Genomic DNA, 24,081 nt, shown 5'->3' with positions numbered 1-24,081 from the left:
AAAAATGAGCGAAATTAAATTACTGTATAATCCATTATTATGTTTGGTTTTATGCTTTATTTTGTTTGTATTTTGTTAAAACCGATTGCAGTAATTCTCCGCCTATTTGGGATATTACACAACCAAATCTGGCTGTTATTAAGAAAATTCTCAAAAGAGAATTAGAAAAATAAAGATATTAAAATGCATATTTATGCCATTCATAATTTTATTTTTAATGGCATATTTCAATCTGAAATATATATAATTTTTTAATTACAGAAAAGTATTAGAATAATATTTCTCATTCAGATGTAAATTAATACATTATTTTCTAGTTAACCATTAATACCATATCGTGTTAATCACGCTGCGTTAATATCCCTGATCAGGTAAGCCTATCAATATCCCCTTTTCATACTGAAAATGAGCCGATGAGCACATTTTCTTTCCTTTATAGCATGTCCAGATAGTGCCTCTTCTATCATTAAGATATCGATTCACCACTCAGCGCATTAAGTAAGTCTCTAAATCAACATCTTTTATGCGTGATCTGCCGCCCAAAAAAGAAACAAAACATCTATTCACACTATAACTAACTATTTATTGACATATTATTAACAATCTCAAGGAGAATGATAATGAGCCAAATACATAAACACCCTATTCCAGCTGCAATTGCAGAGCATGCCCTGATAAATCCAGAACAATATCATCAATACTATCAACAATCAGTGCAGAACCCAGATCAATTCTGGGGTGAACATGGCAAGATTATTGATTGGATTAAACCGTATAAAACGGTGAAGAATACCTCTTTTGACCCCGGTCATGTCAGTATCCGCTGGTTTGAAGACGGCACATTGAACCTTGCGGCAAACTGTCTAGACCGCCACTTGGCAGAGCGCGGTGATCAGACCGCGATTATCTGGGAAGGCGATGATCCTAATCAGTCTAAAACCGTTACCTACAAACAACTTCACCATGATGTTTGCCAGTTCGCCAATGTGCTGAAAAAGCTGGGAATCAAAAAAGGTGATGTTGTCGCTATCTATATGCCAATGGTGCCAGAAGCTGCTGTTGCGATGCTGGCTTGTGCTCGTATTGGTGCCGTTCACTCAGTGATTTTTGGTGGGTTCTCACCTGATGCTGTCGCTGGCCGTATTATCGACTCTAACTCAAAACTGGTGATTACTGCCGATGAAGGCATCCGTGCTGGCCGTGCAATTCCACTGAAAAAAAATGTCGATGAAGCACTGAAAAACCCTGCCATTACCAGTATCAAGAATGTTGTTGTATTCCAACGTACCGGTAATACCGGTTATTGGAAAGATGGACGAGACCTATGGTGGCATGACCTGATTAAAGACGCCTCGCCCGACTGCCCGCCTGAAGAAATGAATGCAGAAGATCCGCTGTTCATCCTTTATACCTCCGGGTCAACCGGTAAACCGAAAGGGGTATTACATACCACTGGCGGTTATTTGGTTTACGCCGCACTCACTTTTAAATACGTTTTTGATTATCACCCTGGCGATATCTACTGGTGTACCGCAGACGTTGGCTGGGTTACTGGCCATAGCTATTTACTGTATGGCCCACTGGCCTGTGGTGCTATTACCTTAATGTTTGAAGGTGTACCGAACTATCCCGGTGTCAACCGCTTGGGTCAGGTCATTGATAAACATCAAGTTAATATTCTGTATACCGCACCAACCGCTATCCGCGCTTTAATGGCCGAAGGTGACAAAGCCATCGAGGGGACTAAACGTACTTCGCTGCGCATCATGGGGTCAGTTGGCGAGCCTATCAACCCAGAAGCATGGGAATGGTATTACAACAAAATCGGTAACAGCAAATGCCCGATAGTTGATACCTGGTGGCAGACTGAAACCGGTGGTTTCATGATAACGCCGCTCCCCGGTGCTACGGAGCTGAAAGCAGGTTCCGCTACTCGCCCATTCTTTGGGGTTCAACCGGCGCTGGTAGACAATTTGGGTAATCCACAAGAAGGTGCAGCCGAAGGTAATTTGGTCATCACCGACTCGTGGCCGGGCCAGGCCCGAACTTTGTTTGGCGATCATGACCGCTTTGAACAAACCTACTTTTCAACCTTCAAAGGCATGTATTTCAGTGGTGATGGCGCGCGTCGTGATGAAGATGGCTATTACTGGATAACTGGCCGGGTTGATGATGTTCTGAACGTTTCAGGCCACCGTCTGGGCACCGCCGAAATTGAATCAGCGCTAGTTTCGCACCCAAAAATTGCCGAAGCCGCTGTTGTGGGTGTTCCGCACAATATTAAGGGACAGGCAATTTATGCCTATATCACCTTGAATCATGGCGAAGAACCCACGCCAGAGCTGTATACCGAGGTACGCAATTGGGTGCGGAAAGAAATTGGCCCAATCGCCACACCTGATATCTTGCACTGGACTGACTCACTGCCAAAAACGCGTTCGGGAAAAATCATGCGCCGGATTCTGCGCAAAATCGCGGCTGGCGATACCAGCAACTTAGGGGATACCTCAACGCTCGCCGATCCGGGTGTCGTAGAAAAATTACTGGAAGAAAAACAATCAATGCAAGCACCGTCGTAAATTATGCCGCCTGCGGGCGGCACCTTATTTAATGCCTCAAAGGAGAGACTCTGATGAATGACAACATTTATCAAGAGATTGAAAATAACCCGCGTTTCAAAGAGTTGGTGCACAAGCGCAGCCGCTTTGCCTGGCTACTGTCGCTGATTACCTTGGCGCTGTATGTCGGTTTCATTTTCCTTATAGCTTTCGAACCACAATGGCTCGGCACCCCGCTATATGCAGGTGCGACCATTACTCGCGGTATTCCTGTGGGCGTGGGCTTGATTATTATTTCTTTTGTTCTTACAGGTATTTACGTTATTCGTGCTAATGGCGAGTTTGACCGTCTGACGGCAGAAATTCTTCGTGAGGTGAAGCAATGAAGACTCGCCATTGGTCCGTACTTTCCCTATTAGCTCTGCCAGCGCTGTCACAGGCAGAGGCAATTACCGGCGAAGTTCAACGCCAACCACTTAATATTGAAGCAATTGTGATGTTCGTGCTGTTTGTCGGCGCAACACTCTATATCACCTACTGGGCATCAAAACGCACCCGTTCACGTGGCGATTATTACACTGCGGGTGGGCGTATAACGGGTTTCCAAAATGGTTTGGCGATTGCCGGTGACTTTATGTCTGCGGCCTCATTCCTCGGTATTTCCGCATTGGTCTATACCTCCGGTTACGATGGTCTGATTTACTCCATCGGGTTCCTCATCGGGTGGCCAATCATTCTATTTCTAATCGCTGAACGCCTGCGTAACCTGGGCCGCTATACTTTTGCCGACGTAGCATCTTACCGGTTAAAACAAAGACCTATCCGGACATTATCTGCCTGTGGCTCATTAGTCGTCGTGGCTTTATACCTGATCGCACAAATGGTTGGCGCAGGTAAGTTAATTGAGTTGCTATTTGGTTTGAACTATCACGTAGCCGTAGTGTTGGTGGGCCTGCTGATGGTGCTGTACGTCCTGTTTGGTGGCATGCTGGCCACAACATGGGTACAGATAATCAAAGCGGTATTGCTACTGGCTGGTGCATCATTTATGGCTATCATGGTCATGAAATCGGTTAACTTTAACTTCAATACATTATTCAGCGAAGCCGTTAAAGTTCACCCTAAAGGTCTATCAATCATGAGCCCTGGGGGATTGGTATCTGACCCGATATCGGCCTTGTCCCTTGGACTGGCATTGATGTTTGGTACTGCCGGTTTACCACATATTTTGATGAGATTCTTCACCGTAAGTGATGCCAAAGAGGCCCGTAAAAGTGTGTTCTATGCAACAGGCTTTATCGGTTACTTCTACATATTGACCTTCATTATTGGTTTTGGCGCAATCCTGTTAGTCGGCCCAAATCCAGCCTTTAAAGATGCCGCTGGCGCATTGTTGGGCGGCAACAATATGGCCGCAGTTCATCTGGCTGATGCTGTAGGCGGTAGCTTCTTCTTAGGCTTTATCTCAGCAGTGGCTTTTGCAACTATCCTGGCAGTCGTCGCCGGCCTGACATTGGCGGGTGCATCTGCGGTTTCTCATGACCTTTATGCCAGCGTCATCAAGAAAGGCAAAGCAAATGAGCGCGATGAGTTGAAAGTGTCTAAAATCACCGTCGTGGTTTTAGGGCTTGTCGCAATCGGCTTAGGCATTCTGTTTGAAAAACAAAATATTGCCTTCATGGTCGGTTTGGCATTCTCCATTGCAGCCAGCTGTAACTTCCCCATTATTTTCATTTCGATGTATTGGGAAAAACTGACTACGCGCGGCGCAATGATTGGAGGCTGGTTAGGGTTATTGACTGCGGTGATCCTGATGATTTTAGGCCCAACTATCTGGGTCAAGATCTTAGGGCATGCAGAACCAATCTATCCATATGAATACCCAGCATTATTCTCAATGATAGTGGCATTTGTCGGGATCTGGTTCTTCTCCATCACAGATAACTCAGTTGAGGGCCAGCAAGAGCGCCTGCGCTTCAAAGCCCAGTTTGTACGGTCACAAACTGGCTTGGGCGCCTCTCAGAGTAGTTCTCACTAATCCTCATTATTCACAAAAGGCCCTAAGGGGCCTTTTTTATGGTTTTAGCCAGCAGTCCAACCATAATAAATCATATTTTTCTATTCTCGGTAAAAGGCATGCCCCAATACCAGGCAAGTCGGATATCCAACTGTGACTCTGCATTTTGTGAGCGACAAGCATGTACTTGGTTACCCAAGTATTCTGTCAGCTTAGTGATAAGCTATGGCTGAATCCCGGTATAAGTGATTCATATTTCATTAAATCGCGACCAACTTTCCGATATAAAAAAAGCCCTCTGCGCAGCAGAAGGCTTTTCTCTTTTTCTTTTCCACATAGCAAAAACCCCACGCTTTTGGCATGGGGTTTCGGCTTTATTTGATGCCTGGCAGTGTCCTACTCTCGCATGGGGAGACCCCACACTACCATCGGCGCTACGGCGTTTCACTTCTGAGTTCGGCATGGAATCAGGTGGGTCCACCGCGCTATGGCCGCCAGGCAAATTCTGTTTCAATTAACCCGCTATGTAATATCACACAGCCAGCCAATCCAATCTCGGAACTTCGCTGAAAATCTTAATTTCTCTCAAATCACCAAAACACCTTTGGTGTTGTAAGGTTAAGCCTCACGGATCATTAGTACTGGTTAGCTCAATGCATCGCTGCACTTACACACCCAGCCTATCAACGTCATAGTCTTTAACGTTCCTTCAGGGGGCTTAAAGCCCCAGGGAAGACTCATCTCGAGGCAAGTTTCCCGCTTAGATGCTTTCAGCGGTTATCTCTTCCGAATTTAGCTACCGGGCAATGCCATTGGCATGACAACCCGAACACCAGTGATTCGTCCACTCCGGTCCTCTCGTACTAGGAGCAGCCCCTCTCAATCTTCCAACGCCCACGGCAGATAGGGACCGAACTGTCTCACGACGTTCTAAACCCAGCTCGCGTACCACTTTAAATGGCGAACAGCCATACCCTTGGGACCTACTTCAGCCCCAGGATGTGATGAGCCGACATCGAGGTGCCAAACACCGCCGTCGATATGAACTCTTGGGCGGTATCAGCCTGTTATCCCCGGAGTACCTTTTATCCGTTGAGCGATGGCCCTTCCATTCAGAACCACCGGATCACTAAGACCTACTTTCGTACCTGCTCGAGCCGTCACTCTCGCAGTCAAGCTAGCTTATGCCTTTGCACTAACCTCACGATGTCCGACCGTGATTAGCTAACCTTCGTGCTCCTCCGTTACTCTTTGGGAGGAGACCGCCCCAGTCAAACTACCCACCAGACACTGTCCTCACCCCGGATTACGGGGCCGAGTTAGAACATCAAACATTAAAGGGTGGTATTTCAAGGTTGGCTCCATGCAGACTGGCGTCCACACTTCGATGCCTCCCACCTATCCTACACATCAAGGCTCAATGTTCAGTGTCAAGCTATAGTAAAGGTTCACGGGGTCTTTCCGTCTTGCCGCGGGTACACTGCATCTTCACAGCGAGTTCAATTTCACTGAGTCTCGGGTGGAGACAGCCTGGCCATCATTACGCCATTCGTGCAGGTCGGAACTTACCCGACAAGGAATTTCGCTACCTTAGGACCGTTATAGTTACGGCCGCCGTTTACTGGGGCTTCGATCAAGAGCTTCGCCTTGCGGCTGACCCCATCAATTAACCTTCCAGCACCGGGCAGGCGTCACACCGTATACGTCCACTTTCGTGTTTGCACAGTGCTGTGTTTTTATTAAACAGTTGCAGCCAGCTGGTATCTGCGACTGGCTTCGGCGCCGGGAGCAAGTCCCTTTACCTAATGCCAGCGTGCCTTCTCCCGAAGTTACGGCACCATTTTGCCTAGTTCCTTCACCCGAGTTCTCTCAAGCGCCTGAGTATTCTCTACCTGACCACCTGTGTCGGTTTGGGGTACGATTTAATGTTACCTGATGCTTAGAGGCTTTTCCTGGAAGCTTGGCATCAACTACTTCATCACCGTAGTGACTCGTCATCACACCTCAGCGTTGATAAGCAACCGGATTTACCAAGTCGCTCCGCCTACATGCTTAAACCGGGACAACCGTCGCCCGGCTAGCCTAGCCTTCTCCGTCCCCCCTTCGCAGTAACACCAAGTACAGGAATATTAACCTGTTTCCCATCGACTACGCTTTTCAGCCTCGCCTTAGGGGTCGACTCACCCTGCCCCGATTAACGTTGGACAGGAACCCTTGGTCTTCCGGCGTGCGGGTTTTTCACCCGCATTATCGTTACTTATGTCAGCATTCGCACTTCTGATACCTCCAGCAACCCTCACAGGTCACCTTCAACGGCTTACAGAACGCTCCCCTACCCAACAACACCTAAGTGTCGCTGCCGCAGCTTCGGTGCATGGTTTAGCCCCGTTACATCTTCCGCGCAGGCCGACTCGACCAGTGAGCTATTACGCTTTCTTTAAATGATGGCTGCTTCTAAGCCAACATCCTGGCTGTCTATGCCTTCCCACATCGTTTCCCACTTAACCATGACTTTGGGACCTTAGCTGGCGGTCTGGGTTGTTTCCCTCTTCACGACGGACGTTAGCACCCGCCGTGTGTCTCCCGTGATAACATTCTTCGGTATTCGGAGTTTGCATCGGTTTGGTAAGCCGGGATGGCCCCCTAGCCGAAACAGTGCTCTACCCCCGAAGATGAGTTCACGAGGCGCTACCTAAATAGCTTTCGGGGAGAACCAGCTATCTCCCGGTTTGATTGGCCTTTCACCCCCAGCCACAAGTCATCCGCTAATTTTTCAACATTAGTCGGTTCGGTCCTCCAGTTAGTGTTACCCAACCTTCAACCTGCCCATGGCTAGATCACCGGGTTTCGGGTCTATACCTTGCAACTAGACGCCCAGTTAAGACTCGGTTTCCCTACGGCTCCCCTATTCGGTTAACCTTGCTACAAAATATAAGTCGCTGACCCATTATACAAAAGGTACGCAGTCACACCACGAAGGTGCTCCCACTGCTTGTACGTACACGGTTTCAGGTTCTATTTCACTCCCCTCGCCGGGGTTCTTTTCGCCTTTCCCTCACGGTACTGGTTCACTATCGGTCAGTCAGGAGTATTTAGCCTTGGAGGATGGTCCCCCCATATTCAGACAGGATGTCACGTGTCCCGCCCTACTCATCGAGTTCACAGCAAGTGTGTTTTTGTGTACGGGAGTATCACCCTGTACCCTGCGACTTTCCAGACGCTTCCACTAACACACAAACTGATTCAGACTCTGGGCTCCTCCCCGTTCGCTCGCCGCTACTAGGGGAATCTCGGTTGATTTCTTTTCCTCGGGGTACTTAGATGTTTCAGTTCCCCCGGTTCGCCTTGCATGGCTATGTATTCACCATGCAATAGTGCAACGAATTGCACTGGGTTTCCCCATTCGGGTATCGTCGGTTATAACGGTTCATATCACCTTACCGACGCTTTTCGCAGATTAGCACGCCCTTCATCGCCTCTGACTGCCTAGGCATCCACCGTGTACGCTTAGTCGCTTAACCTCACAACCCGAAGGTGTCTTTGCAGACAACTTGTGTTGCGATTATTTGAGAGACTCTAATACAGGTTAATCCTTATCTCAGTACATCTACGGAGAGATAAGTTTCAGCTGTATTGTTTCAATTTTCAGCTTGTTCCAGATTGTTAAAGAGCAATATCTTAAACACGACTTGGTAAAGTCATCTTTAAGATATTCAGTTGATAATGTCTTTCACACATTATCGGATTGGCGTCCCCAAGGGGATTCGAACCCCTGTTACAGCCGTGAAAGGGCAGTGTCCTAGGCCTCTAGACGATGGGGACACGAAGTTCCGATTAAACCGAAATCTAACCGTTTCGCATCAGCATGAGTCGAAACTCACGACATCAACAGGTGCTCTTGCTCATTTACATTCATCAGACAATCTGTGTGGACACTACGCAATGCGTATCGTTAGGTAAGGAGGTGATCCAACCGCAGGTTCCCCTACGGTTACCTTGTTACGACTTCACCCCAGTCATGAATCACAAAGTGGTAAGCGCCCTCCCGAAGGTTAAGCTACCTACTTCTTTTGCAACCCACTCCCATGGTGTGACGGGCGGTGTGTACAAGGCCCGGGAACGTATTCACCGTAGCATTCTGATCTACGATTACTAGCGATTCCGACTTCATGGAGTCGAGTTGCAGACTCCAATCCGGACTACGACAGACTTTATGTGGTCCGCTTGCTCTCGCGAGTTCGCTTCACTTTGTATCTGCCATTGTAGCACGTGTGTAGCCCTACTCGTAAGGGCCATGATGACTTGACGTCATCCCCACCTTCCTCCGGTTTGTCACCGGCAGTCTCCCTTGAGTTCCCACCATTACGTGCTGGCAACAAAGGATAAGGGTTGCGCTCGTTGCGGGACTTAACCCAACATTTCACAACACGAGCTGACGACAGCCATGCAGCACCTGTCTCACAGTTCCCGAAGGCACCGAAGCATCTCTGCTAAGTTCTGTGGATGTCAAGAGTAGGTAAGGTTCTTCGCGTTGCATCGAATTAAACCACATGCTCCACCGCTTGTGCGGGCCCCCGTCAATTCATTTGAGTTTTAACCTTGCGGCCGTACTCCCCAGGCGGTCGACTTAACGCGTTAGCTCCGGAAGCCACGCCTCAAGGGCACAACCTCCAAGTCGACATCGTTTACAGCGTGGACTACCAGGGTATCTAATCCTGTTTGCTCCCCACGCTTTCGCACCTGAGCGTCAGTCTTTGTCCAGGGGGCCGCCTTCGCCACCGGTATTCCTCCAGATCTCTACGCATTTCACCGCTACACCTGGAATTCTACCCCCCTCTACAAGACTCTAGCTTGCCAGTTTCAAATGCAGTTCCCACGTTAAGCGCGGGGATTTCACATCTGACTTAACAAACCGCCTGCGTGCGCTTTACGCCCAGTAATTCCGATTAACGCTTGCACCCTCCGTATTACCGCGGCTGCTGGCACGGAGTTAGCCGGTGCTTCTTCTGCGAGTAACGTCAATCAATCGTGCTATTAACACGACTGCCTTCCTCCTCGCTGAAAGTGCTTTACAACCCGAAGGCCTTCTTCACACACGCGGCATGGCTGCATCAGGCTTGCGCCCATTGTGCAATATTCCCCACTGCTGCCTCCCGTAGGAGTCTGGACCGTGTCTCAGTTCCAGTGTGGCTGGTCATCCTCTCAGACCAGCTAGGGATCGTCGCCTAGGTGAGCCATTACCCCACCTACTAGCTAATCCCATCTGGGCACATCCGATGGCGTGAGGCCCGAAGGTCCCCCACTTTGCTCTTGCGAGGTCATGCGGTATTAGCTACCGTTTCCAGTAGTTATCCCCCTCCATCAGGCAGTTTCCCAGACATTACTCACCCGTCCGCCGCTCGCCGGCAAAGTAGTAAACTACTTCCCGCTGCCGCTCGACTTGCATGTGTTAGGCCTGCCGCCAGCGTTCAATCTGAGCCATGATCAAACTCTTCAATTTAAGATTTGTTTGATTTGCTATGAGTTAACATAGCGATGCTCAAAGATTACTTTCTGCAAATATGCATTCGAACCGAAGTTCAAATGTGTACTGCTTTGGTCACTCTTCAAGACTTTGATATTTCTTCTGCCTGCCGAAACAGGCTTCGATATCGTCTTGCGAGTGCCCACACAGATTGTCTGATAAATTGTTAAAGAGCAGTGCGTTAGCAACCCGTGGTTGGTAACGCGAGGTGCGCATATTACGCTTTCCTCATTCAGAGTCAACTACTAATTTCGTTGATTTTCTCTGTTCTCTTCGCCGGTCACTCAACTACTTGATTCGTTGTGTGCCGTCTCGATGGATGCGCATTATAGGGAGTCGAATTTTTTGCACAACACTTTTTTCGCGTTTTTCTTCTGTTTGAATACTTTTCACTCCTTACGTGCAGATCTTGGTCGATCCGCTGTGTTTTCATGGCGATCCCCACCGCCGATTGGTTGTAATTCCACCAGCAAAGGCTAGTATTGCCGGTAAAGTACTTTCTTATAAAGAGGCTATTATTATGTCTGATGCTATTCGCCCTTATCTTCATTACTTACCTACGCTAGGTGAACGCGTCATGATCGATAGATCCAGTGTGATCATTGGTAATGTTATTTTGGGTGATGATGTCAGTGTCTGGCCGTTAGTTGCCATTCGTGGTGATGTTAATCAGGTTAGCATTGGCGCACGTTCTAATATTCAAGACGGTAGCGTGTTACATGTTACCCATCACTCAGAACATAATCCCAAGGGGAACCCGCTGATTATTGGCGAAGATGTGACTGTCGGGCATAAAGCCATGCTCCACGGTTGTACCATTGGCAATCGGGTATTAGTGGGAATGGGCTCCATCGTATTAGATGGTGCTATTGTAGAAGATGATGTGATGATTGGAGCGGGTAGTTTAGTTTCTCCTGGAAAAAAACTGGTTAGCGGCCACCTTTATATGGGCAGCCCAGCCAGACAAGTCCGCCCTTTAACGCCCGCTGAATTAGAAGGCCTACTTTATTCTGCGGGTAACTATGTGCGCTGGAAAGATGACTATCTGGCAGAAACCAAATAGAGATTAATTTCTGATGCAGGGAATTAACCATATCTTCCCTGCATTACTCAGTGACTTTCTATTTACCTAACTCATCACGCAGCTGATTTAATACAGGGGTAACTTCAGGTATCACACCATGCCATAACTGAAAAGCATGCGCTGCCTGCCCCACCAGCATGCCCAAACCATCGGCATAGTTCGTCACCCCCAAGCGCGTACTCCAGGTTAAAAATGGCGTAATATCAGCCTGATAGAACATGTCGTAACAACGGGTTTGTGGGCTAATAATATCTATAGGCAGGTTTGGTACTTCACCATGAATGCCTGAAGCTGTCGCATTGATGATTAAATCAAACTGCTGCCCACTCAGATCTTGCATCTCGATAGCATCTATATCCCCTAAATGATGGAATACTTCTGCAAGTTGCTGCGCGCGAGCATAAGTCCGGTTAGTGATAACAACCTTACAACCATAGGAAAGTAAAGGAAGGATAACACCCCGAGCCGCCCCACCAGCCCCCACCAATAGGATACGGTCGGTTGCTTGGATCAGACCCTGTCGCTCAAGATCACTGAGCAAACCAATGCCATCGGTGTTATCACCCAACAAGCGCCCATCTTTTAATTGCTTAATAGTATTGACGGCACCGGCCAGTGACGCACGATCGGTCAATTCGTCACACTTTGCATGAGCACGTTCTTTAAACGGTGTCGTTATGTTCGCGCCTATCGCTCCGCCCGCAAAAAAAGATGTTAATGTCTCTTCAAAAGTTTCATTAGGAGCCAAAACCATACCGTAACGATGTTCAATGCCCGTTTGCTCAGCAAAGAGCGCATGGATCCTTGGTGACTTACTGTGCCCAATTGGGTTACCAAACACTGCAAACTTCTGATCCATGCTATTTCCTATCCTTGACGAAATTGTTTACCGGTTAAAGCATCTCTAATCTCAGATGGATTCAAACGCCCGCCAACTAAACCAGTGAATACGGGCAGTGAAACACCAAACTGTATTCTGACTTCTTCAGTTGTACGGCAAGGTTCTTGGCCACTTAAGTTGGCGCTGGTTGAAACCAACGGTTTGCCATACTGCGAGCAAAGCTGCTGTACAAGTGGGTGGTCACTGACTCTCACGGCTAATGAATCAAAGCTGCCCGTTAGCCAGCGCGGTGTTTCAGGACGGGCAGGAATAACCCAAGTTACCGGCCCTGGCCAACAGGAAAAAATAGCCTCTCGCTGGGCGTCACTTAGTGCCGCGTCATTCACATACGGTTTTAACTGTTCATAATTGGCGGCAATTAGAATCAGCCCTTTCTGCCATGGCCGCTGTTTTAATGCTAATAATGCATTAACAGCCTTTTCACTATCAGGATCACAGCCCAGCCCGAACACAGCCTCTGTCGGGTAGGCGATAACCTCTTCTTGTTGCAATGCCCGCAACACATCCGCCAAAACGGCACTATTCTCTGGCTTACTCACGTTGTTATTACTCACTGACTACTGCCTTCCCGCATAACTTGCTGGCGCAAAAACGTTTTACGCCTTGTGCTGTTTTCTTTTCCATTAACAATGGATAGTGGCAATAAACACACTCTCCAGTAATGGGTTGCTGATTAATTGTAAACTGGCAATCGGGATAACGATTGCAAGCATGGAAGACTTTTCCAAACCGAGATTTGCGCTGTAGCAATTTTCCTTGCCCACATTGTGGACAGTCTATTGATGTTTCATCCGGTTTATCAATAACTTCAGTATGATCGCATTGCGGATATTGGCTACAACCAATAAACATACCAAAACGCCCTTGCCGCAACACCATTTCTGAACCGCATTCAGGGCAATGTTGCCCTTCCAGAACTTTCACGATATGGCCGTCAGATTGCGCTTTCAGCGGGCGCATGTACTGGCAACCTGGATAATGTGAGCAACCAAGGAATGGGCCATGACCGCCGCTGCGAATGACTAACGCCGCTCCGCATTCCGGACACGACCCATTATCCTTAGCAGTAACTGTTTTTGTCATAACGCCTTCTATATAAAGTTATTTGCCAGTGATATTACCACTTAGTGCAAATAACCTTCATTGACTTCAAAAAGTAACTCTTCCATCTGCTGATAGGCGCTTTCATAACCCGGAATGTTAAACAGCACCATTAACACAACCCATTTGAGATCCTCTAGGTCAATCTCATTCGAGTCCAATGCCATAATACGGTCGATAACCATCTCACGGGTATCAAGGTGTAATACCTGAATTTGTTCAAGAAACAGGATAAAACCACGGCAAGTGGCATCCAGACGTTGACACTCTTCCGCCGTATAAATACGCAGTGCTTGCGGATCAGCAGCATAGAGATAAGGTGCTTTCTGCCCCTCTTGTAGGTCGGCGAGAGCCTCTAACCAGTTCAGGGCGTTGTTGATATCCTCACGATAGAAACCTGCTTGTGCAAGATCATCAGTAATCCTGTCTTGATCAACAAGCATTTCCGACTCGTTATGCATATAAGTTTCAAATAAGTAAATTAGAACGTCGAACATGGCCTGCCCTCCTTAATCGGACATAGCCGCCGGGTACAGCTGCGATCCACCCTGCTAACTCCAGTTCGAGCAATTTGCTAACGATATCTGGCACAGGTTGGCCGGCACGTTCGGCGACGACATCAACGGGTGTCACCTCATCTCCTACGTTAGCCAACACATCGGCAAATGGCAATTCAACTTGCCCCTCAGATGAAGAAATAATTACTTTGTCGGGCAATGATATCCATTGCAGCGAACCGCCAACCTGTTCGGCAACCTCATGAGCAGATTTGGCCAAGTATGCCCCCTGCTGAATTAGCCAGTGAACCCCCTCACTGGTTGCGCTGCCGAGTGGCCCCGGAAGTGCAAAAACATCTCGGCCTTGATCCATAGCATAGCGGGCAGTAATTAAAGAGCCACTTTTCATTGTTGCTTCAACAACTAACACTGCGGAACTTAATCCGCTGATAATACGGTTTCTTCGAGGAAAATGAGCGGCGATAGGTAATGCTGTTGTCAGAAACTCGGAGACTAAAGCCCCACCTTGATACTCAATTTCGCGCGCTAATTGACTGTGACGACGTGGGTATATGTGCTCCAATCCACTACCTAATACAGCAATGGTTTTTCCTTTAGCATTCAGGGCCGCCTTATGGCAGATTCCGTCAATCCCCACAGCCAGACCACTGGTAATGACTAACCCAGTTTGAGCCAATTCTGAAGCGAAATATCGCCCCCACTGTTCGCCATAATGGCTAAAATGGCGACTGCCCACCATGGCAATTTGTGGCCGATAAAGGGCATCAAGTTCACCGGAAACAAAAATCATCAGGGGAGCAGTAGAAATATGAGCTAAACGCGGTGGATAGCCAGGCTCGCCGTATGTGAATAAGTAATGCGAGGGGTGATCCAGCCAGGTCAGGGTGGCGTCAATATAATGGGGATCGACCTGAGTAAATTGCTGACATTGCTGGGGATCTAACCCATAGGCGGCTAACCTCCCAAGGTGAACATCACCGCTGGCCAGTAACCGCCTTACCAATGCGCTGCTTTTTATTGCCCCGAGCCCTTTGACGTAGCTCATCCTGAGCCATAATTCTGCCGCTAGCATATCGCCTCCCTGGCATATTTCCTAAACTGACGCCGATTTGTTCAATTGGTAGACGATGCTGTCAATCATGGCCGGAAATGTCTAGAATAGAGATTGAATATCATTCACTACTCGGACGCAGATCTAGATATTTATGTCAGTATTACAAGTATTACATTACCCAGACGAGCGGCTGCGCAAAATTGCAGCGCCGGTAAAAGAAGTCAATGGTGAAATCCAGCGTATCGTGGACGACATGTTCGAAACCATGTACGCAGAGGAAGGTATTGGCCTTGCTGCAACACAAGTGGATGTTCACCTGCAAATTATCGTCATCGATGTCTCGGAAAATCGTGACCAACGTTTAGTGTTGATTAACCCTGAACTGTTGGAAAAAAGCGGTGAAACCGGTATTGAAGAAGGTTGCTTATCCATTCCAGAGCAACGCGCGTTAGTTCCTCGGGCTGAAAAAGTCAAAATCAGGGCGCTGGATCGTGACGGTAAACCGTTCGAGCTAGAAGCTGATGACTTATTGGCGATTTGTATCCAGCATGAAATGGATCATTTGGTGGGCAAACTGTTTGTGGATTATTTATCTCCACTGAAACGTCAGCGTATCCGCCAGAAGCTGGAGAAAATGGCCAAGCTAAATGCTCGAGCCGACTAACTGACTCTAATACAGGAAACCTATTAATTGCAGGAAACCAATGTGTCTGACTCTTTGCGGATTATTTTTGCCGGAACTCCTGACTTTGCAGCGCGCCATTTAGGCGCGTTGTTGTCTTCTCAACATCAGATTGTGGGGGTTTTCACACAACCTGACCGCCCAGCAGGCCGAGGAAATAAGCTTACCCCAAGCCCGGTGAAGGTATTAGCTGAACAACACAACATTCCCGTTTTTCAGCCAAAATCATTACGCCCGGAAGAAAATCAGCACTTAGTTGCCGATCTTAACGCGGATATTATGGTGGTGGTTGCTTATGGCTTGATTCTGCCGGCATCTGTTTTAACCATGCCGCGATTAGGCTGTATTAATGTCCATGGTTCCCTGTTGCCGCGCTGGCGTGGTGCTGCTCCGATCCAACGCTCATTATGGGCTGGCGATGCAAAAACCGGTGTGACTATCATGCAGATGGATGTCGGGCTAGATACCGGCGATATGTTGCATAAGATTGAGTGTGATATTCAGCCAGAAGACACCAGTGCGACACTGTACGATAAATTGGCGCAACTTGGCCCTCAGGGCTTATTAGTCACACTGCAACAGTTGGCCGAAGGCCGTGCACAGCCCGAAGTACAGGACGAAGCGCAAGTTACCTATGCAGAAAAACTGAGCAAAGAGGAAGCCAAACTAGATTGGTCACTTTCTGCTGTTCAGTTAGAGCGTTGTATTCGCGCCTTCAATCCTTGGCCAGTCAGCTATTTCGTTGTTGATGCGCAGCCGATCAAAGTTTGGCAAGCACAAGTGCTCGCGACTATTGACAATGCCGCACCTGGAACAATCATTCAGGCCGATAAGCATGGCATTCAAATTGCCACCGCTGATGGTGTTTTGAATATCACGCAACTGCAACCGGCTGGAAAGAAAGCGATGTCAGCAGCAGATTTGTTAAATTCGCGGCGCGAATGGTTTACTCCCGGTAACCAGTTAGCATAAAAGATCTATTTAATCATATACCCAACGGGTATAAGTTTCATCGCCCGATACTTCATCATCGGGCTACTTTCCCTTTATTTGCTGACGTTTGTCGGCTTTTTTGGTTATGAAAAACACATATAATCTCCGCAGCATCGCTGCCAAAGCAATTAGCCAGGTATTGGATCAGGGGCAATCGCTCAGTACCGTTTTACCTGGGCTACATAAAAATATTTCCGATAAAGATCGCGCATTGCTGCAGGAGTTGTGTTTTGGCACTTTGCGTGTTTTACCGCAGCTCGAATGGTGTATCAAGCAATTAATGGCACGCCCGATGACGGGCAAACAGCGCGTTTTTCATTATTTGATTATGGTTGGACTTTATCAGCTGATATACACGCGCATTCCCCCTCATGCAGCGCTGGCGGAAACAGTTGAGGGGGCTACCGCACTGAAACGCCCCCAATTAAAAGGGTTAATTAATGGGGTACTGCGCCAATTCCAGCGCCAGCAAGTGGAATTATTAGAGCGAGCTGCAAATAACGAGAGTCACTACCTGCATCCAAGCTGGCTACTGGCGCGGATTAAACACGCCTATCCGGATCAATGGCAGCAGATTTTGGACGCAAATAATCAAAAACCGCCAATGTGGCTGCGCGTAAGCCGGCTACATCATTCACGTAGTGAATACCTTGAGCTGTTGAAGCAAGCTAATATTGATGCTCTACCTCATGATCTTTATCCTGATGCTGTTCGCCTTATTACACCTTGTGCTGTCGGTGCTCTCCCCGGTTTTGAACTCGGCTGGGTAACAGTGCAAGATGCATCCGCACAAGGCTGTGTTGATCTGCTTGATCCCCAAAATGGTGAACAGATCCTCGATTTGTGTGCCGCTCCAGGGGGTAAAACAACTCATATATTGGAAGCAGCGCCAAAGGCCCATGTATTAGCTATCGATATAGATGAACAGCGTCTCAGCCGAGTTAAAGAGAACTTACAACGTCTGAAATTACATGCGGACGTGCGAGTCGGTGATGGCCGAACCCCGGATGAATGGTGCGGTGATCAGCAATTCGACCGAATTCTATTAGATGCCCCTTGCTCTGCAACCGGGGTTATTCGCCGGCATCCCGATATCAAATGGTTGCGCCGAGACAGCGATATTGCCGACCTGGCCCAACTTCAATCTGAGATACTTGAAGCTATCTGGCCTAAACTAAAACAAGGTGGCGTAATGGTTTATGCTACCTGCTCTATATTGCCAGAAGAGAATCAGCAGCAGATAGCCGCTTTCCTGCAACGGCACAGTGAAGCAGAATTGGTCGAAACCGGTACAACTTCAGCACCCGGTAGACAAAACCTGCCACATCCTGAGGATGGCGATGGTTTTTATTATGCAAAGTTGATCAAAAGATAGTCGTGGCCTTTGCTGCCTCAAACCTAATTTCAGTGTGAAACAGAGAGCGCTATGAAAATAATTATTCTTGGGGCGGGGCAAGTCGGCGGTACCCTGGCAGAAAATCTGGTAGGTGAGAACAATGACATCACGGTCGTTGATGTCGACTCTGGTCGGCTACGCCAGCTACAAGATAAATTTGATCTTCGAGTCGTGCAAGGGCATGGGTCGCACCCGCGTATTTTGCGGGAAGCTGGGGCAGAAGATGCCGATATGTTGGTAGCAGTGACTAACTCCGATGAAACTAATATGGTTGCCTGCCAAATAGCTTACTCGCTATTTAACACACCAAATCGTATCGCTCGCATTCGTTCGGCTGAATATATTCGTGAAGCAGATAAACTATTTCTACCGGAAGCGGTTCCTATTGACCATTTAATCTCACCGGAACAGTTAGTTATAGATTACATCTATAAACTTATCGAATATCCGGGTGCTTTGCAGGTGGTGAATTTTGCTGAAGGTAAAGTCAGCATTGCGGCGGTCAAAGCCTATTATGGCGGGCCATTAGTCGGGAATGCATTATCATCTTTACGTGAACATATGCCGCATATTGATACCCGAGTCGCGGCGATATTTCGTCAAGACCGGCCAATTCGCCCGCAGGGTTCGACAATTATTGAAGCGGGTGATGAAGTCTTCTTTGTTGCTGCCTCTCAGCATATCCGGGCCGTAATGAGTGAATTGCAACGGCTGGAAAAACCCTATAAGCGCATCATGATTGTTGGTGGTGGGAATGTAGGAGCGGGTTTAGCGTTACGATTGGAAAAAGATTACAGCGTAAAGTTAATCGAACGCGACCAGCAGCGAGCGGCCGAATTAGCAGAAATGCTGCATGATACTATTGTATTTTATGGCGATGCATCAGATCAGGAATTGTTAGCAGAAGAACATATTGAACAGGTTGATGTTTTTATCGCCATTACCAATGATGATGAAGCAAATATTATGTCAGCTATGTTGGCAAAACGTATGGGCGCTAAAAAGGCAATGGTATTAATCCAGCGCAGTGCCTATGTCGACCTGGTTCAGGGAAGTGTTATTGATATTGTTATATCGCCACAACAAGCTACTATTTCCGCATTATTAGGCCATGTCCGCAAAGCCGATATTGTCAGTGTCTCGTCATTAAGACGAGGTGTTGCTGAAGCAATAGAAGCTATTGCCCACGGTGATGAAACAACATCAAAAGTGGTAGGCCGAATGGTTGAAGATATAAAGCTGCCGCCGGGTACAACTATTGGGGCAATTGTTCGTGGTGACGAAGTTATTATTGCGAATGGTAACTCCGTTATTAAGCAGGGCGATCATGTAATAATGTTTATTACTCACAAAAAATTCGTCCCTGATGTGGAGCGGCTGTTCCAGCCAAGTCCGTTCTTCTTGTAATTAATGATGATTAAATTAAAACTATTCCCATTGAGAATGGAAAAATTTTCCTATAATTATGGCTGTATCCAGTTTTATTTAGCTAAGATTAAGTAGTTCATTTTAAAGGGGGGTGTTAGTTATGAGTTTTATGAAGGAATTTCGTGAATTTGCCATGCGTGGCAATGTGGTCGACTTGGCTGTCGGGGTAATTATTGGAGCTGCATTTGGCAGAATTGTCTCCTCACTTGTTGCCGATATCATTATGCCACCATTAGGTTTATTGCTCGGTGGGGTCGATTTCAAACAATTCCATTTCGTATTACGTGCCGCCGAAGGAACTATACCTGCTGTTGTAATGAATTATGGTAGTTTTATTCAAAGCGTTTTTGATTTCGTCATTGTCGCACTCGCTATTTTCTCAGCCGTTAAACTAATGAATAAACTACGTCGCGAAAAAGCGGAAGAACCTGCAGCGCCGCCAGCACCAACAACAGAAGAAAAACTGCTTGCTGAAATTCGTGACCTACTGAAAGCGCAACAACCAAAATAATTTCAGCTTTATTCAATGTAGAAAGCCATCAATATTGATGGCTTTTTTATTGCTTTCAAATCAGGAGGCCAGTGGTAATAAATCTATTGATTGCTTACCACTGGCCTCCCAGTTACCGCCTTTACCGTGTTTTTCTTTACGCTGGTAGCTTCCTTTGCCTTTAGCATTCTTCTCAATACGTTGCCTAAATAGTGGATCATGGAGCAGGGCTTCCAGCGCATTGTCTTTAATTTTTCCTTTAGTATGCCGATATGTCGTCATAGTAGTACCTCACCAATGAAATATTGATCAAAAAACACACGAATAATACTGCCTATAAATACGGATTAAAACCCATCCTCTAAAAAAATTTAGTCTCTAGCTAACTCTTCAGTTGCCCCTTGCTCCAGTGCCTCCAAAATTGAGCAATAAGTCGTGGCGTGCGTACTACCACAACACGCATTACTAAGCCGTTTTAAAGACTCCCGCATCTTTTTCAACTCTATGATCTTGCTTTCCACATCATGTAGCCGAGAATCTACAATCGCCTTAGACTCTTGGCAGGTGTGATGTTCCGGATCAACACGGATCGACAATAACTCAGCAATTGTTTCTAATGTAAAACCAAGCTGCTTTGCATAACGAATGAAACGTAAACGCTGCAAATCTTGTTCAGTGTAAAGTCTGTAGCCACCTTCCGTACGTTCGCCATGCTCCATCATGCCTTGCTTTTCGTAATAGCGAATAGTATCTGGCGTGACATCTGCAAGTTTAGCGAGTTGCCCAATCTTTAGCATGCATTACTCCTCTTTGGACAGCTTATCTGCCACTTTGTGCTGATACTCTTTGTGTAAAAAGTCCGTGCTAAACCCCGCTTGCTTTAATCTTAGTTCCAGTAGAACCAGTCTTTTATGCAAGTTAGGGTAATCTTGGTGTTGTTTATCCAGTTGCGATAATAAATCAGTGATAGTCAGTGCTTCCTGACGATCCTGCAATTCAGGAGGAAGATATCCGGCATTCTTCAATAATCTATAGCCAGCTCTTAGTTCAGGAGGAACAAGGCGGTCATCATCAAGCAACAAGGGTTTGCCATTTCCCGAAAGATTATCCAGCTCTCCATTCTCTTGAGCATTAATAATGTGTCTTTCAGCCCATTCATCGACTAATCCCATATATCCTCCAATCAGCCCCATAAAATGGAGTGCTAGCTAAGATTAATGGATTGGCAGATAAATAATAAGTGGCACGGTGTAAAGAGATGAAGAATGGAAACCATGTTGCTGAATTCTGGACGTAAAAAAACCGGGCAAGCCCGGTTTTTTTACGCGTTTACAGATTACTCTGCAGCAACTACTTCTGCTTGCGATGCAGCACGATCAACTAACTCGATGTAAGCCATCGGTGCGTTGTCGCCTGCACGGAAGCCACACTTCAGAATGCGAGTGTAACCACCGGCGCGGCTCGCGAAACGCGGGCCTAGCTCGTTAAACAGTTTTGCCACGATCTCGTTATCACGAGTGCGGGCGAATGCCAGACGACGATTAGCTACGCTGTCGGTCTTGGCAAGAGTAATCAGCGGCTCAACAACGCGACGCAGCTCTTTCGCTTTCGGCAGGGTCGTCTTGATTATCTCATGACGAACCAAAGAGCCGGCCATGTTACGGAACATAGCCTGGCGATGGCTGCTGTTACGGTTCAGTTGACGACCACTCTTACGATGGCGCATGACCTTATCCTTCTCAGTAAAACCTTAACCTGTGATCCGGTTACTCGTTATCAGCAATGCTAGCCGGCGGCCAATTTTCTAGGCGCATGCCTAAAGAAAGACCACGTGATGCAAGCACGTCTTTAATCTCAGTAAGAGATTTTTTACCCAGGTTAGGCGTTTTCAGCAACTCAACCTCGGTACGCTGTACCAGATCACCGATGTAGTGGATAGCTTCTGCCTTGAGGCAGTTAGCAGAGCGGACAGTCAATTCCAGATCGTCAACAGGGCGCAGCAGGATCGGATCAAACTCTGGCTTCTCTTCTTTAACTTCCGGCTGACGTACATCACGTAGGTCAACGAAAGCTTCAAGCTGTTCAGCCAAGATAGTTGCCGCACGGCGGATCGCCTCTTCAGGATCGATCGTACCATTGGTTTCCATCTCGATAACCAACTTGTCCAGGTCGGTACGCTGTTCTACACGCGCTGCTTCAACATTGTAGGCAATTCGCTCTACAGGGCTATAGCATGCGTCTACTAACAGACGACCAATCGGGCGCTCATCTTCTTCCGAATGAATTCGGGCAGAAGCCGGCACATAACCACGACCACGTTGAACTTTGATACGCATACTAATAGATGCGTTTTCATCGGTCAGGTGGCAGATAACGTGCTGCGGCTTGACGATTTCGACATCACCATCATGGGTGATATCGGCTGCAGTCACAGGGCCAATGCCAGACTTATTCAGGGTAAGAATAACTTCATCTTTGCCCTGAACTCTCACCGCCAGCCCTTTCAGGTTGAGCAGGATCTCCAGGATATCTTCCTGTACGCCTTCTTTGGTGCTGTACTCATGTAGTACACCATCAATCTCAACCTCGGTCACAGCGCAACCCGGCATAGATGAAAGCAGAATACGGCGCAGTGCGTTGCCGAGAGTATGGCCAAAGCCACGCTCTAACGGCTCAAGGGTCACCTTGGCATGCGTCGAACTCACTTGCTCGATATCTACCAGGCGCGGTTTTAGAAACTCTGTCACAGAACCCTGCATTGTGTCCTCTCTTTGGTACTAAGCTTTACTTGGAGTAAAGCTCGACGATCAGGTGTTCGTTAATGTCCGCAGACAGATCAGTACGTTCAGGAATACGTTTGAACACACCTTCCATCTTGACAGCATCAACTTCCAGCCAAGTCGGCTTTTCACGCTGCTCAGCCAGCTCCAAAGCTGCCTTAACACGAGACTGCTTTTTAGCTTTCTCACGGATGCTGACTACGTCATTCGGAGATACCTGATAAGAAGCGATGTTAACAACGCGACCATTTACCATGATAGCTTTATGACTAACCAGCTGACGTGATTCAGCACGAGTTGCGCCAAAGCCCATACGGTAAACTACGTTATCCAGACGGCCTTCCAGCAATTGCAACAGGTTTGCACCGGTGTTGCCTTTCAGACGTGCTGCTTCTTTATAGTAGTTACGGAATTGACGTTCTAGAACACCATAGATACGGCGAACTTTTTGTTTTTCACGTAACTGCACACCGTAGTCAGACAGACGCGGTTTACGCGCACCGTGCTGGCCAGGTGGTTGTTCAATCTTACACTTGGTGTCAATCGCGCGAACGCCAGACTTAAGGAACAGGTCTGTGCCCTCACGACGGCTCAGCTTGAGCTTAGGACCCAAATATCTTGCCATTTTCTCTCTCCAACAAACCTAAAAGCAGCGTTATACGCGGCGCTTTTTCGGCGGACGACAACCGTTATGAGGGATCGGAGTCACATCAGTAATATTAGTGATGCGAAAACCAGCCGCGTTTAACGCACGGATAGTAGACTCACGGCCCGGACCAGGTCCTTTAACCATAACTTCCAGATTCTTGATACCGTATTCTTTCACTGCGTCAGCGCAGCGCTCTGCTGCAACTTGCGCTGCAAACGGAGTAGACTTACGAGATCCACGGAAACCGGAACCACCTGCTGTTGCCCAACCCAATGCGTTACCTTGACGATCTGTAATGGTAACGATGGTGTTGTTGAAAGAAGCATGGATATGAGCCACACCGTCAGAGACTGTCTTTCTTACACGCTTGCGTGCACGAATAGGTGCCTTTGCCATTATTCAATCACCCCGATTATTTCTTGATCGGTTTACGCGGACCCTTACGGGTACGTGCGTTGGTCTTAGTACGCTGACCGCGAACTGGTAGACCACGACGATGACGCAAACCACGATAAGTCCCAAGGTCCATCAGACGCTTGATGCTCAGGGTCACCTCACGACGCAGATCACCTTCTACAACGTACTTGGCAACTTCGTCACGCAGCTTCTCGATTTGCTCTTCAGACAGCTCACTGATCTTAACATTTTCAGCAATACCCGCAGCAACACAGATAGCCTGTGAACGGGTCTTACCGATGCCGAAGATCGCTGTTAAAGCGATAACGGTATGTTTCTGATCAGGAATGTTAATGCCTGCTATACGGGCCACTATGCACTCCTACTATTTTATACAGCAATACCATTCTGAAAAGCCCGTTTTCAGGATACTCAAATAGCATTGCAGTCACATACAAAAGATTGGCTGGCTAATCTAGCCAGCTCAACCCAACTTTGCAAGAAAAATAT

The 24,081-nt window shown here is 47.5% G+C and carries 23 protein-coding genes, 1 tRNA gene and 3 rRNA genes; 9 read left to right on the top strand and 18 right to left on the bottom strand.

Annotated elements, in window-relative coordinates:
- Positions 1 to 620: 620 nt before the first annotated feature.
- From acs to actP, 3 genes are read left to right on the top strand one after another with little or no spacing between them, the layout of a single operon-like run.
- Positions 621 to 2,579: an acetate--CoA ligase gene (acs, locus tag OP863_RS01490; RefSeq protein WP_038637082.1), complete on the top strand. Its 1,959-nt coding sequence runs from the start codon at positions 621 to 623 to the stop codon at positions 2,577 to 2,579.
- 53 nt (positions 2,580 to 2,632) lie between these two features.
- A complete protein-coding gene (locus OP863_RS01485; protein ID WP_004391748.1) occupies positions 2,633 to 2,944 on the top strand; it encodes a DUF485 domain-containing protein in 312 nt (103 codons plus the stop codon).
- Complete coding sequence (gene actP, locus OP863_RS01480) at positions 2,941 to 4,596, top strand: cation/acetate symporter ActP (protein WP_038637084.1); 1,656 nt, start codon at positions 2,941 to 2,943, stop codon at positions 4,594 to 4,596. The genes OP863_RS01485 and actP overlap by 4 nt, the downstream gene beginning before the upstream one ends.
- A gap of 362 nt (positions 4,597 to 4,958) precedes the next feature.
- Here the strand turns inward: actP and rrf are convergent.
- The 5 genes from rrf to OP863_RS01455 form a co-directional block, all read right to left on the bottom strand.
- Positions 4,959 to 5,074, bottom strand: a 5S ribosomal RNA gene (rrf, locus tag OP863_RS01475).
- 115 nt (positions 5,075 to 5,189) lie between these two features.
- A 23S ribosomal RNA gene (locus OP863_RS01470) occupies positions 5,190 to 8,096 on the bottom strand.
- A gap of 225 nt (positions 8,097 to 8,321) precedes the next feature.
- Positions 8,322 to 8,397 (bottom strand) — tRNA-Glu (locus OP863_RS01465).
- A gap of 135 nt (positions 8,398 to 8,532) precedes the next feature.
- Positions 8,533 to 10,075: ribosomal RNA gene (locus tag OP863_RS01460) — 16S ribosomal RNA — on the bottom strand.
- The 16S, 23S and 5S rRNA genes sit together here with 1 tRNA gene alongside, the layout of an rRNA operon.
- Positions 10,076 to 10,174: 99 nt before the next feature.
- Entirely contained in the window at positions 10,175 to 10,315 is a 141-nt protein-coding gene (locus OP863_RS01455; protein ID WP_162928760.1) for a hypothetical protein, read from the bottom strand.
- Positions 10,316 to 10,619: 304 nt separating this feature from the next.
- Between OP863_RS01455 and OP863_RS01450 the strand changes: the two genes are divergently transcribed.
- A complete protein-coding gene (locus OP863_RS01450) occupies positions 10,620 to 11,162 on the top strand; it encodes a gamma carbonic anhydrase family protein (RefSeq protein ID WP_145587953.1) in 543 nt (180 codons plus the stop codon).
- Between the two features lie 58 nt (positions 11,163 to 11,220).
- Here the strand turns inward: OP863_RS01450 and aroE are convergent, their stop codons facing one another.
- Genes aroE through dprA form a run of 5 tightly spaced genes read right to left on the bottom strand, consistent with a single transcriptional unit; the run spans position 11,221 to position 14,775 of the window.
- Positions 11,221 to 12,042: a shikimate dehydrogenase gene (gene aroE, locus OP863_RS01445; RefSeq protein WP_265525802.1), complete on the bottom strand. Its 822-nt coding sequence runs from the start codon at positions 12,040 to 12,042 to the stop codon at positions 11,221 to 11,223.
- Positions 12,043 to 12,050: 8 nt separating this feature from the next.
- Positions 12,051 to 12,623 carry an L-threonylcarbamoyladenylate synthase type 1 TsaC gene (tsaC, locus tag OP863_RS01440; RefSeq protein ID WP_038639902.1) on the bottom strand — a complete coding sequence of 191 codons (573 nt, stop codon included), beginning with the start codon at positions 12,621 to 12,623 and terminating at the stop codon, positions 12,051 to 12,053.
- Positions 12,624 to 12,630: 7 nt separating this feature from the next.
- Positions 12,631 to 13,167, bottom strand: a complete 537-nt coding sequence (locus tag OP863_RS01435) for a type I DNA topoisomerase (RefSeq protein WP_038637090.1) — start codon at positions 13,165 to 13,167, stop codon at positions 12,631 to 12,633.
- Positions 13,168 to 13,208: 41 nt separating this feature from the next.
- Positions 13,209 to 13,682 (bottom strand): DUF494 family protein, encoded by a 474-nt coding sequence (locus OP863_RS01430; RefSeq protein WP_038637092.1) that lies wholly within the window; start codon positions 13,680 to 13,682, stop codon positions 13,209 to 13,211.
- Positions 13,654 to 14,775 carry a DNA-protecting protein DprA gene (gene dprA, locus OP863_RS01425; protein ID WP_038637094.1) on the bottom strand — a complete coding sequence of 374 codons (1,122 nt, stop codon included), beginning with the start codon at positions 14,773 to 14,775 and terminating at the stop codon, positions 13,654 to 13,656. Before dprA ends, OP863_RS01430 begins: the two co-directional genes overlap by 29 nt.
- A gap of 133 nt (positions 14,776 to 14,908) precedes the next feature.
- Here dprA and def point away from each other — a divergent pair, with 133 nt between their 5' ends.
- The 5 genes from def to mscL all read left to right on the top strand — a co-directional run bounded on the left by def (position 14,909) and on the right by mscL (position 19,767).
- Positions 14,909 to 15,421, top strand: coding sequence for a peptide deformylase (def, locus tag OP863_RS01420; RefSeq protein WP_004391400.1), 513 nt, complete (start codon positions 14,909 to 14,911; stop codon positions 15,419 to 15,421).
- Between the two features lie 42 nt (positions 15,422 to 15,463).
- Complete coding sequence (fmt, locus tag OP863_RS01415; RefSeq protein ID WP_145587961.1) at positions 15,464 to 16,411, top strand: methionyl-tRNA formyltransferase; 948 nt, start codon at positions 15,464 to 15,466, stop codon at positions 16,409 to 16,411.
- Between the two features lie 106 nt (positions 16,412 to 16,517).
- Positions 16,518 to 17,807 carry a 16S rRNA (cytosine(967)-C(5))-methyltransferase RsmB gene (gene rsmB / locus OP863_RS01410; protein ID WP_038637096.1) on the top strand — a complete coding sequence of 430 codons (1,290 nt, stop codon included), beginning with the start codon at positions 16,518 to 16,520 and terminating at the stop codon, positions 17,805 to 17,807.
- Positions 17,808 to 17,858: 51 nt separating this feature from the next.
- The gene (gene trkA, locus OP863_RS01405) at positions 17,859 to 19,235 is read left to right on the top strand and encodes a Trk system potassium transporter TrkA (protein WP_038637098.1); all 1,377 of its coding nucleotides are present in this window, start codon (positions 17,859 to 17,861) and stop codon (positions 19,233 to 19,235) included.
- Between the two features lie 121 nt (positions 19,236 to 19,356).
- Entirely contained in the window at positions 19,357 to 19,767 is a 411-nt protein-coding gene (mscL, locus tag OP863_RS01400; protein WP_004391404.1) for a large-conductance mechanosensitive channel protein MscL, read from the top strand.
- A 60-nt stretch (positions 19,768 to 19,827) separates the two neighbouring features.
- Here mscL and OP863_RS01395 read toward each other — a convergent pair whose 3' ends face one another.
- From OP863_RS01395 to rpsM, 8 genes are all read right to left on the bottom strand, one after another.
- Entirely contained in the window at positions 19,828 to 20,028 is a 201-nt protein-coding gene (locus tag OP863_RS01395; protein WP_038637100.1) for an alternative ribosome-rescue factor A, read from the bottom strand.
- 89 nt (positions 20,029 to 20,117) lie between these two features.
- Positions 20,118 to 20,543 carry a Zn(2+)-responsive transcriptional regulator gene (gene zntR, locus OP863_RS01390; protein WP_145591586.1) on the bottom strand — a complete coding sequence of 142 codons (426 nt, stop codon included), beginning with the start codon at positions 20,541 to 20,543 and terminating at the stop codon, positions 20,118 to 20,120.
- Between the two features lie 3 nt (positions 20,544 to 20,546).
- Positions 20,547 to 20,918 (bottom strand): DUF1992 domain-containing protein, encoded by a 372-nt coding sequence (locus OP863_RS01385; protein WP_038637103.1) that lies wholly within the window; start codon positions 20,916 to 20,918, stop codon positions 20,547 to 20,549.
- A gap of 164 nt (positions 20,919 to 21,082) precedes the next feature.
- On the bottom strand, positions 21,083 to 21,472 hold the full coding sequence (gene rplQ, locus OP863_RS01380) for a 50S ribosomal protein L17 (RefSeq protein WP_004391407.1): 390 nt from the start codon (positions 21,470 to 21,472) through the stop codon (positions 21,083 to 21,085).
- Positions 21,473 to 21,512: 40 nt separating this feature from the next.
- The gene (locus OP863_RS01375) at positions 21,513 to 22,505 is read right to left on the bottom strand and encodes a DNA-directed RNA polymerase subunit alpha (protein WP_004709232.1); all 993 of its coding nucleotides are present in this window, start codon (positions 22,503 to 22,505) and stop codon (positions 21,513 to 21,515) included.
- 25 nt (positions 22,506 to 22,530) lie between these two features.
- On the bottom strand, positions 22,531 to 23,151 hold the full coding sequence (gene rpsD, locus OP863_RS01370; RefSeq protein ID WP_002218949.1) for a 30S ribosomal protein S4: 621 nt from the start codon (positions 23,149 to 23,151) through the stop codon (positions 22,531 to 22,533).
- Positions 23,152 to 23,181: 30 nt separating this feature from the next.
- Complete coding sequence (gene rpsK, locus OP863_RS01365; protein WP_004709234.1) at positions 23,182 to 23,571, bottom strand: 30S ribosomal protein S11; 390 nt, start codon at positions 23,569 to 23,571, stop codon at positions 23,182 to 23,184.
- Positions 23,572 to 23,587: 16 nt separating this feature from the next.
- Positions 23,588 to 23,944, bottom strand: coding sequence for a 30S ribosomal protein S13 (gene rpsM, locus OP863_RS01360; RefSeq protein ID WP_004391410.1), 357 nt, complete (start codon positions 23,942 to 23,944; stop codon positions 23,588 to 23,590).
- Positions 23,945 to 24,081: the final 137 nt, after the last annotated feature.

Source organism: Yersinia sp. SCPM-O-B-9106 (C-191) (assembly GCF_026183365.1).
Lineage (GTDB): Bacteria > Pseudomonadota > Gammaproteobacteria > Enterobacterales > Enterobacteriaceae > Yersinia > Yersinia rochesterensis.
The sequence above is the reverse complement of the archived record's forward strand: the minus strand, read 5'-3'. Positions and strand labels throughout refer to the sequence as shown.

Excerpts from the sequence above, each read along its gene's own strand:
- dprA (WP_038637094.1), bottom strand. The coding sequence starts at position 14,775 with ATGCTAGCGGCAGAATTATGGCTCAGGATGAGCTACGTCAAAGGGCTC.
- zntR (WP_145591586.1), bottom strand. The coding sequence starts at position 20,543 with ATGCTAAAGATTGGGCAACTCGCTAAACTTGCAGATGTCACGCCAGAT.
- OP863_RS01485 (WP_004391748.1), top strand. The coding sequence starts at position 2,633 with ATGAATGACAACATTTATCAAGAGATTGAAAATAACCCGCGTTTCAAA.
- rpsD (WP_002218949.1), bottom strand. The coding sequence starts at position 23,151 with ATGGCAAGATATTTGGGTCCTAAGCTCAAGCTGAGCCGTCGTGAGGGC.
- acs (WP_038637082.1), top strand. The coding sequence starts at position 621 with ATGAGCCAAATACATAAACACCCTATTCCAGCTGCAATTGCAGAGCAT.
- OP863_RS01375 (WP_004709232.1), bottom strand. The coding sequence starts at position 22,505 with ATGCAGGGTTCTGTGACAGAGTTTCTAAAACCGCGCCTGGTAGATATC.
- rplQ (WP_004391407.1), bottom strand. The coding sequence starts at position 21,472 with ATGCGCCATCGTAAGAGTGGTCGTCAACTGAACCGTAACAGCAGCCAT.
- def (WP_004391400.1), top strand. The coding sequence starts at position 14,909 with ATGTCAGTATTACAAGTATTACATTACCCAGACGAGCGGCTGCGCAAA.
- trkA (WP_038637098.1), top strand. The coding sequence starts at position 17,859 with ATGAAAATAATTATTCTTGGGGCGGGGCAAGTCGGCGGTACCCTGGCA.
- OP863_RS01455 (WP_162928760.1), bottom strand. The coding sequence starts at position 10,315 with ATGCGCACCTCGCGTTACCAACCACGGGTTGCTAACGCACTGCTCTTT.
- OP863_RS01395 (WP_038637100.1), bottom strand. The coding sequence starts at position 20,028 with ATGACGACATATCGGCATACTAAAGGAAAAATTAAAGACAATGCGCTG.
- aroE (WP_265525802.1), bottom strand. The coding sequence starts at position 12,042 with ATGGATCAGAAGTTTGCAGTGTTTGGTAACCCAATTGGGCACAGTAAG.
- OP863_RS01385 (WP_038637103.1), bottom strand. The coding sequence starts at position 20,918 with ATGGGATTAGTCGATGAATGGGCTGAAAGACACATTATTAATGCTCAA.
- OP863_RS01435 (WP_038637090.1), bottom strand. The coding sequence starts at position 13,167 with ATGACAAAAACAGTTACTGCTAAGGATAATGGGTCGTGTCCGGAATGC.
- OP863_RS01450 (WP_145587953.1), top strand. The coding sequence starts at position 10,620 with ATGTCTGATGCTATTCGCCCTTATCTTCATTACTTACCTACGCTAGGT.
- rpsK (WP_004709234.1), bottom strand. The coding sequence starts at position 23,571 with ATGGCAAAGGCACCTATTCGTGCACGCAAGCGTGTAAGAAAGACAGTC.
- rsmB (WP_038637096.1), top strand. The coding sequence starts at position 16,518 with ATGAAAAACACATATAATCTCCGCAGCATCGCTGCCAAAGCAATTAGC.
- mscL (WP_004391404.1), top strand. The coding sequence starts at position 19,357 with ATGAGTTTTATGAAGGAATTTCGTGAATTTGCCATGCGTGGCAATGTG.
- actP (WP_038637084.1), top strand. The coding sequence starts at position 2,941 with ATGAAGACTCGCCATTGGTCCGTACTTTCCCTATTAGCTCTGCCAGCG.
- OP863_RS01430 (WP_038637092.1), bottom strand. The coding sequence starts at position 13,682 with ATGTTCGACGTTCTAATTTACTTATTTGAAACTTATATGCATAACGAG.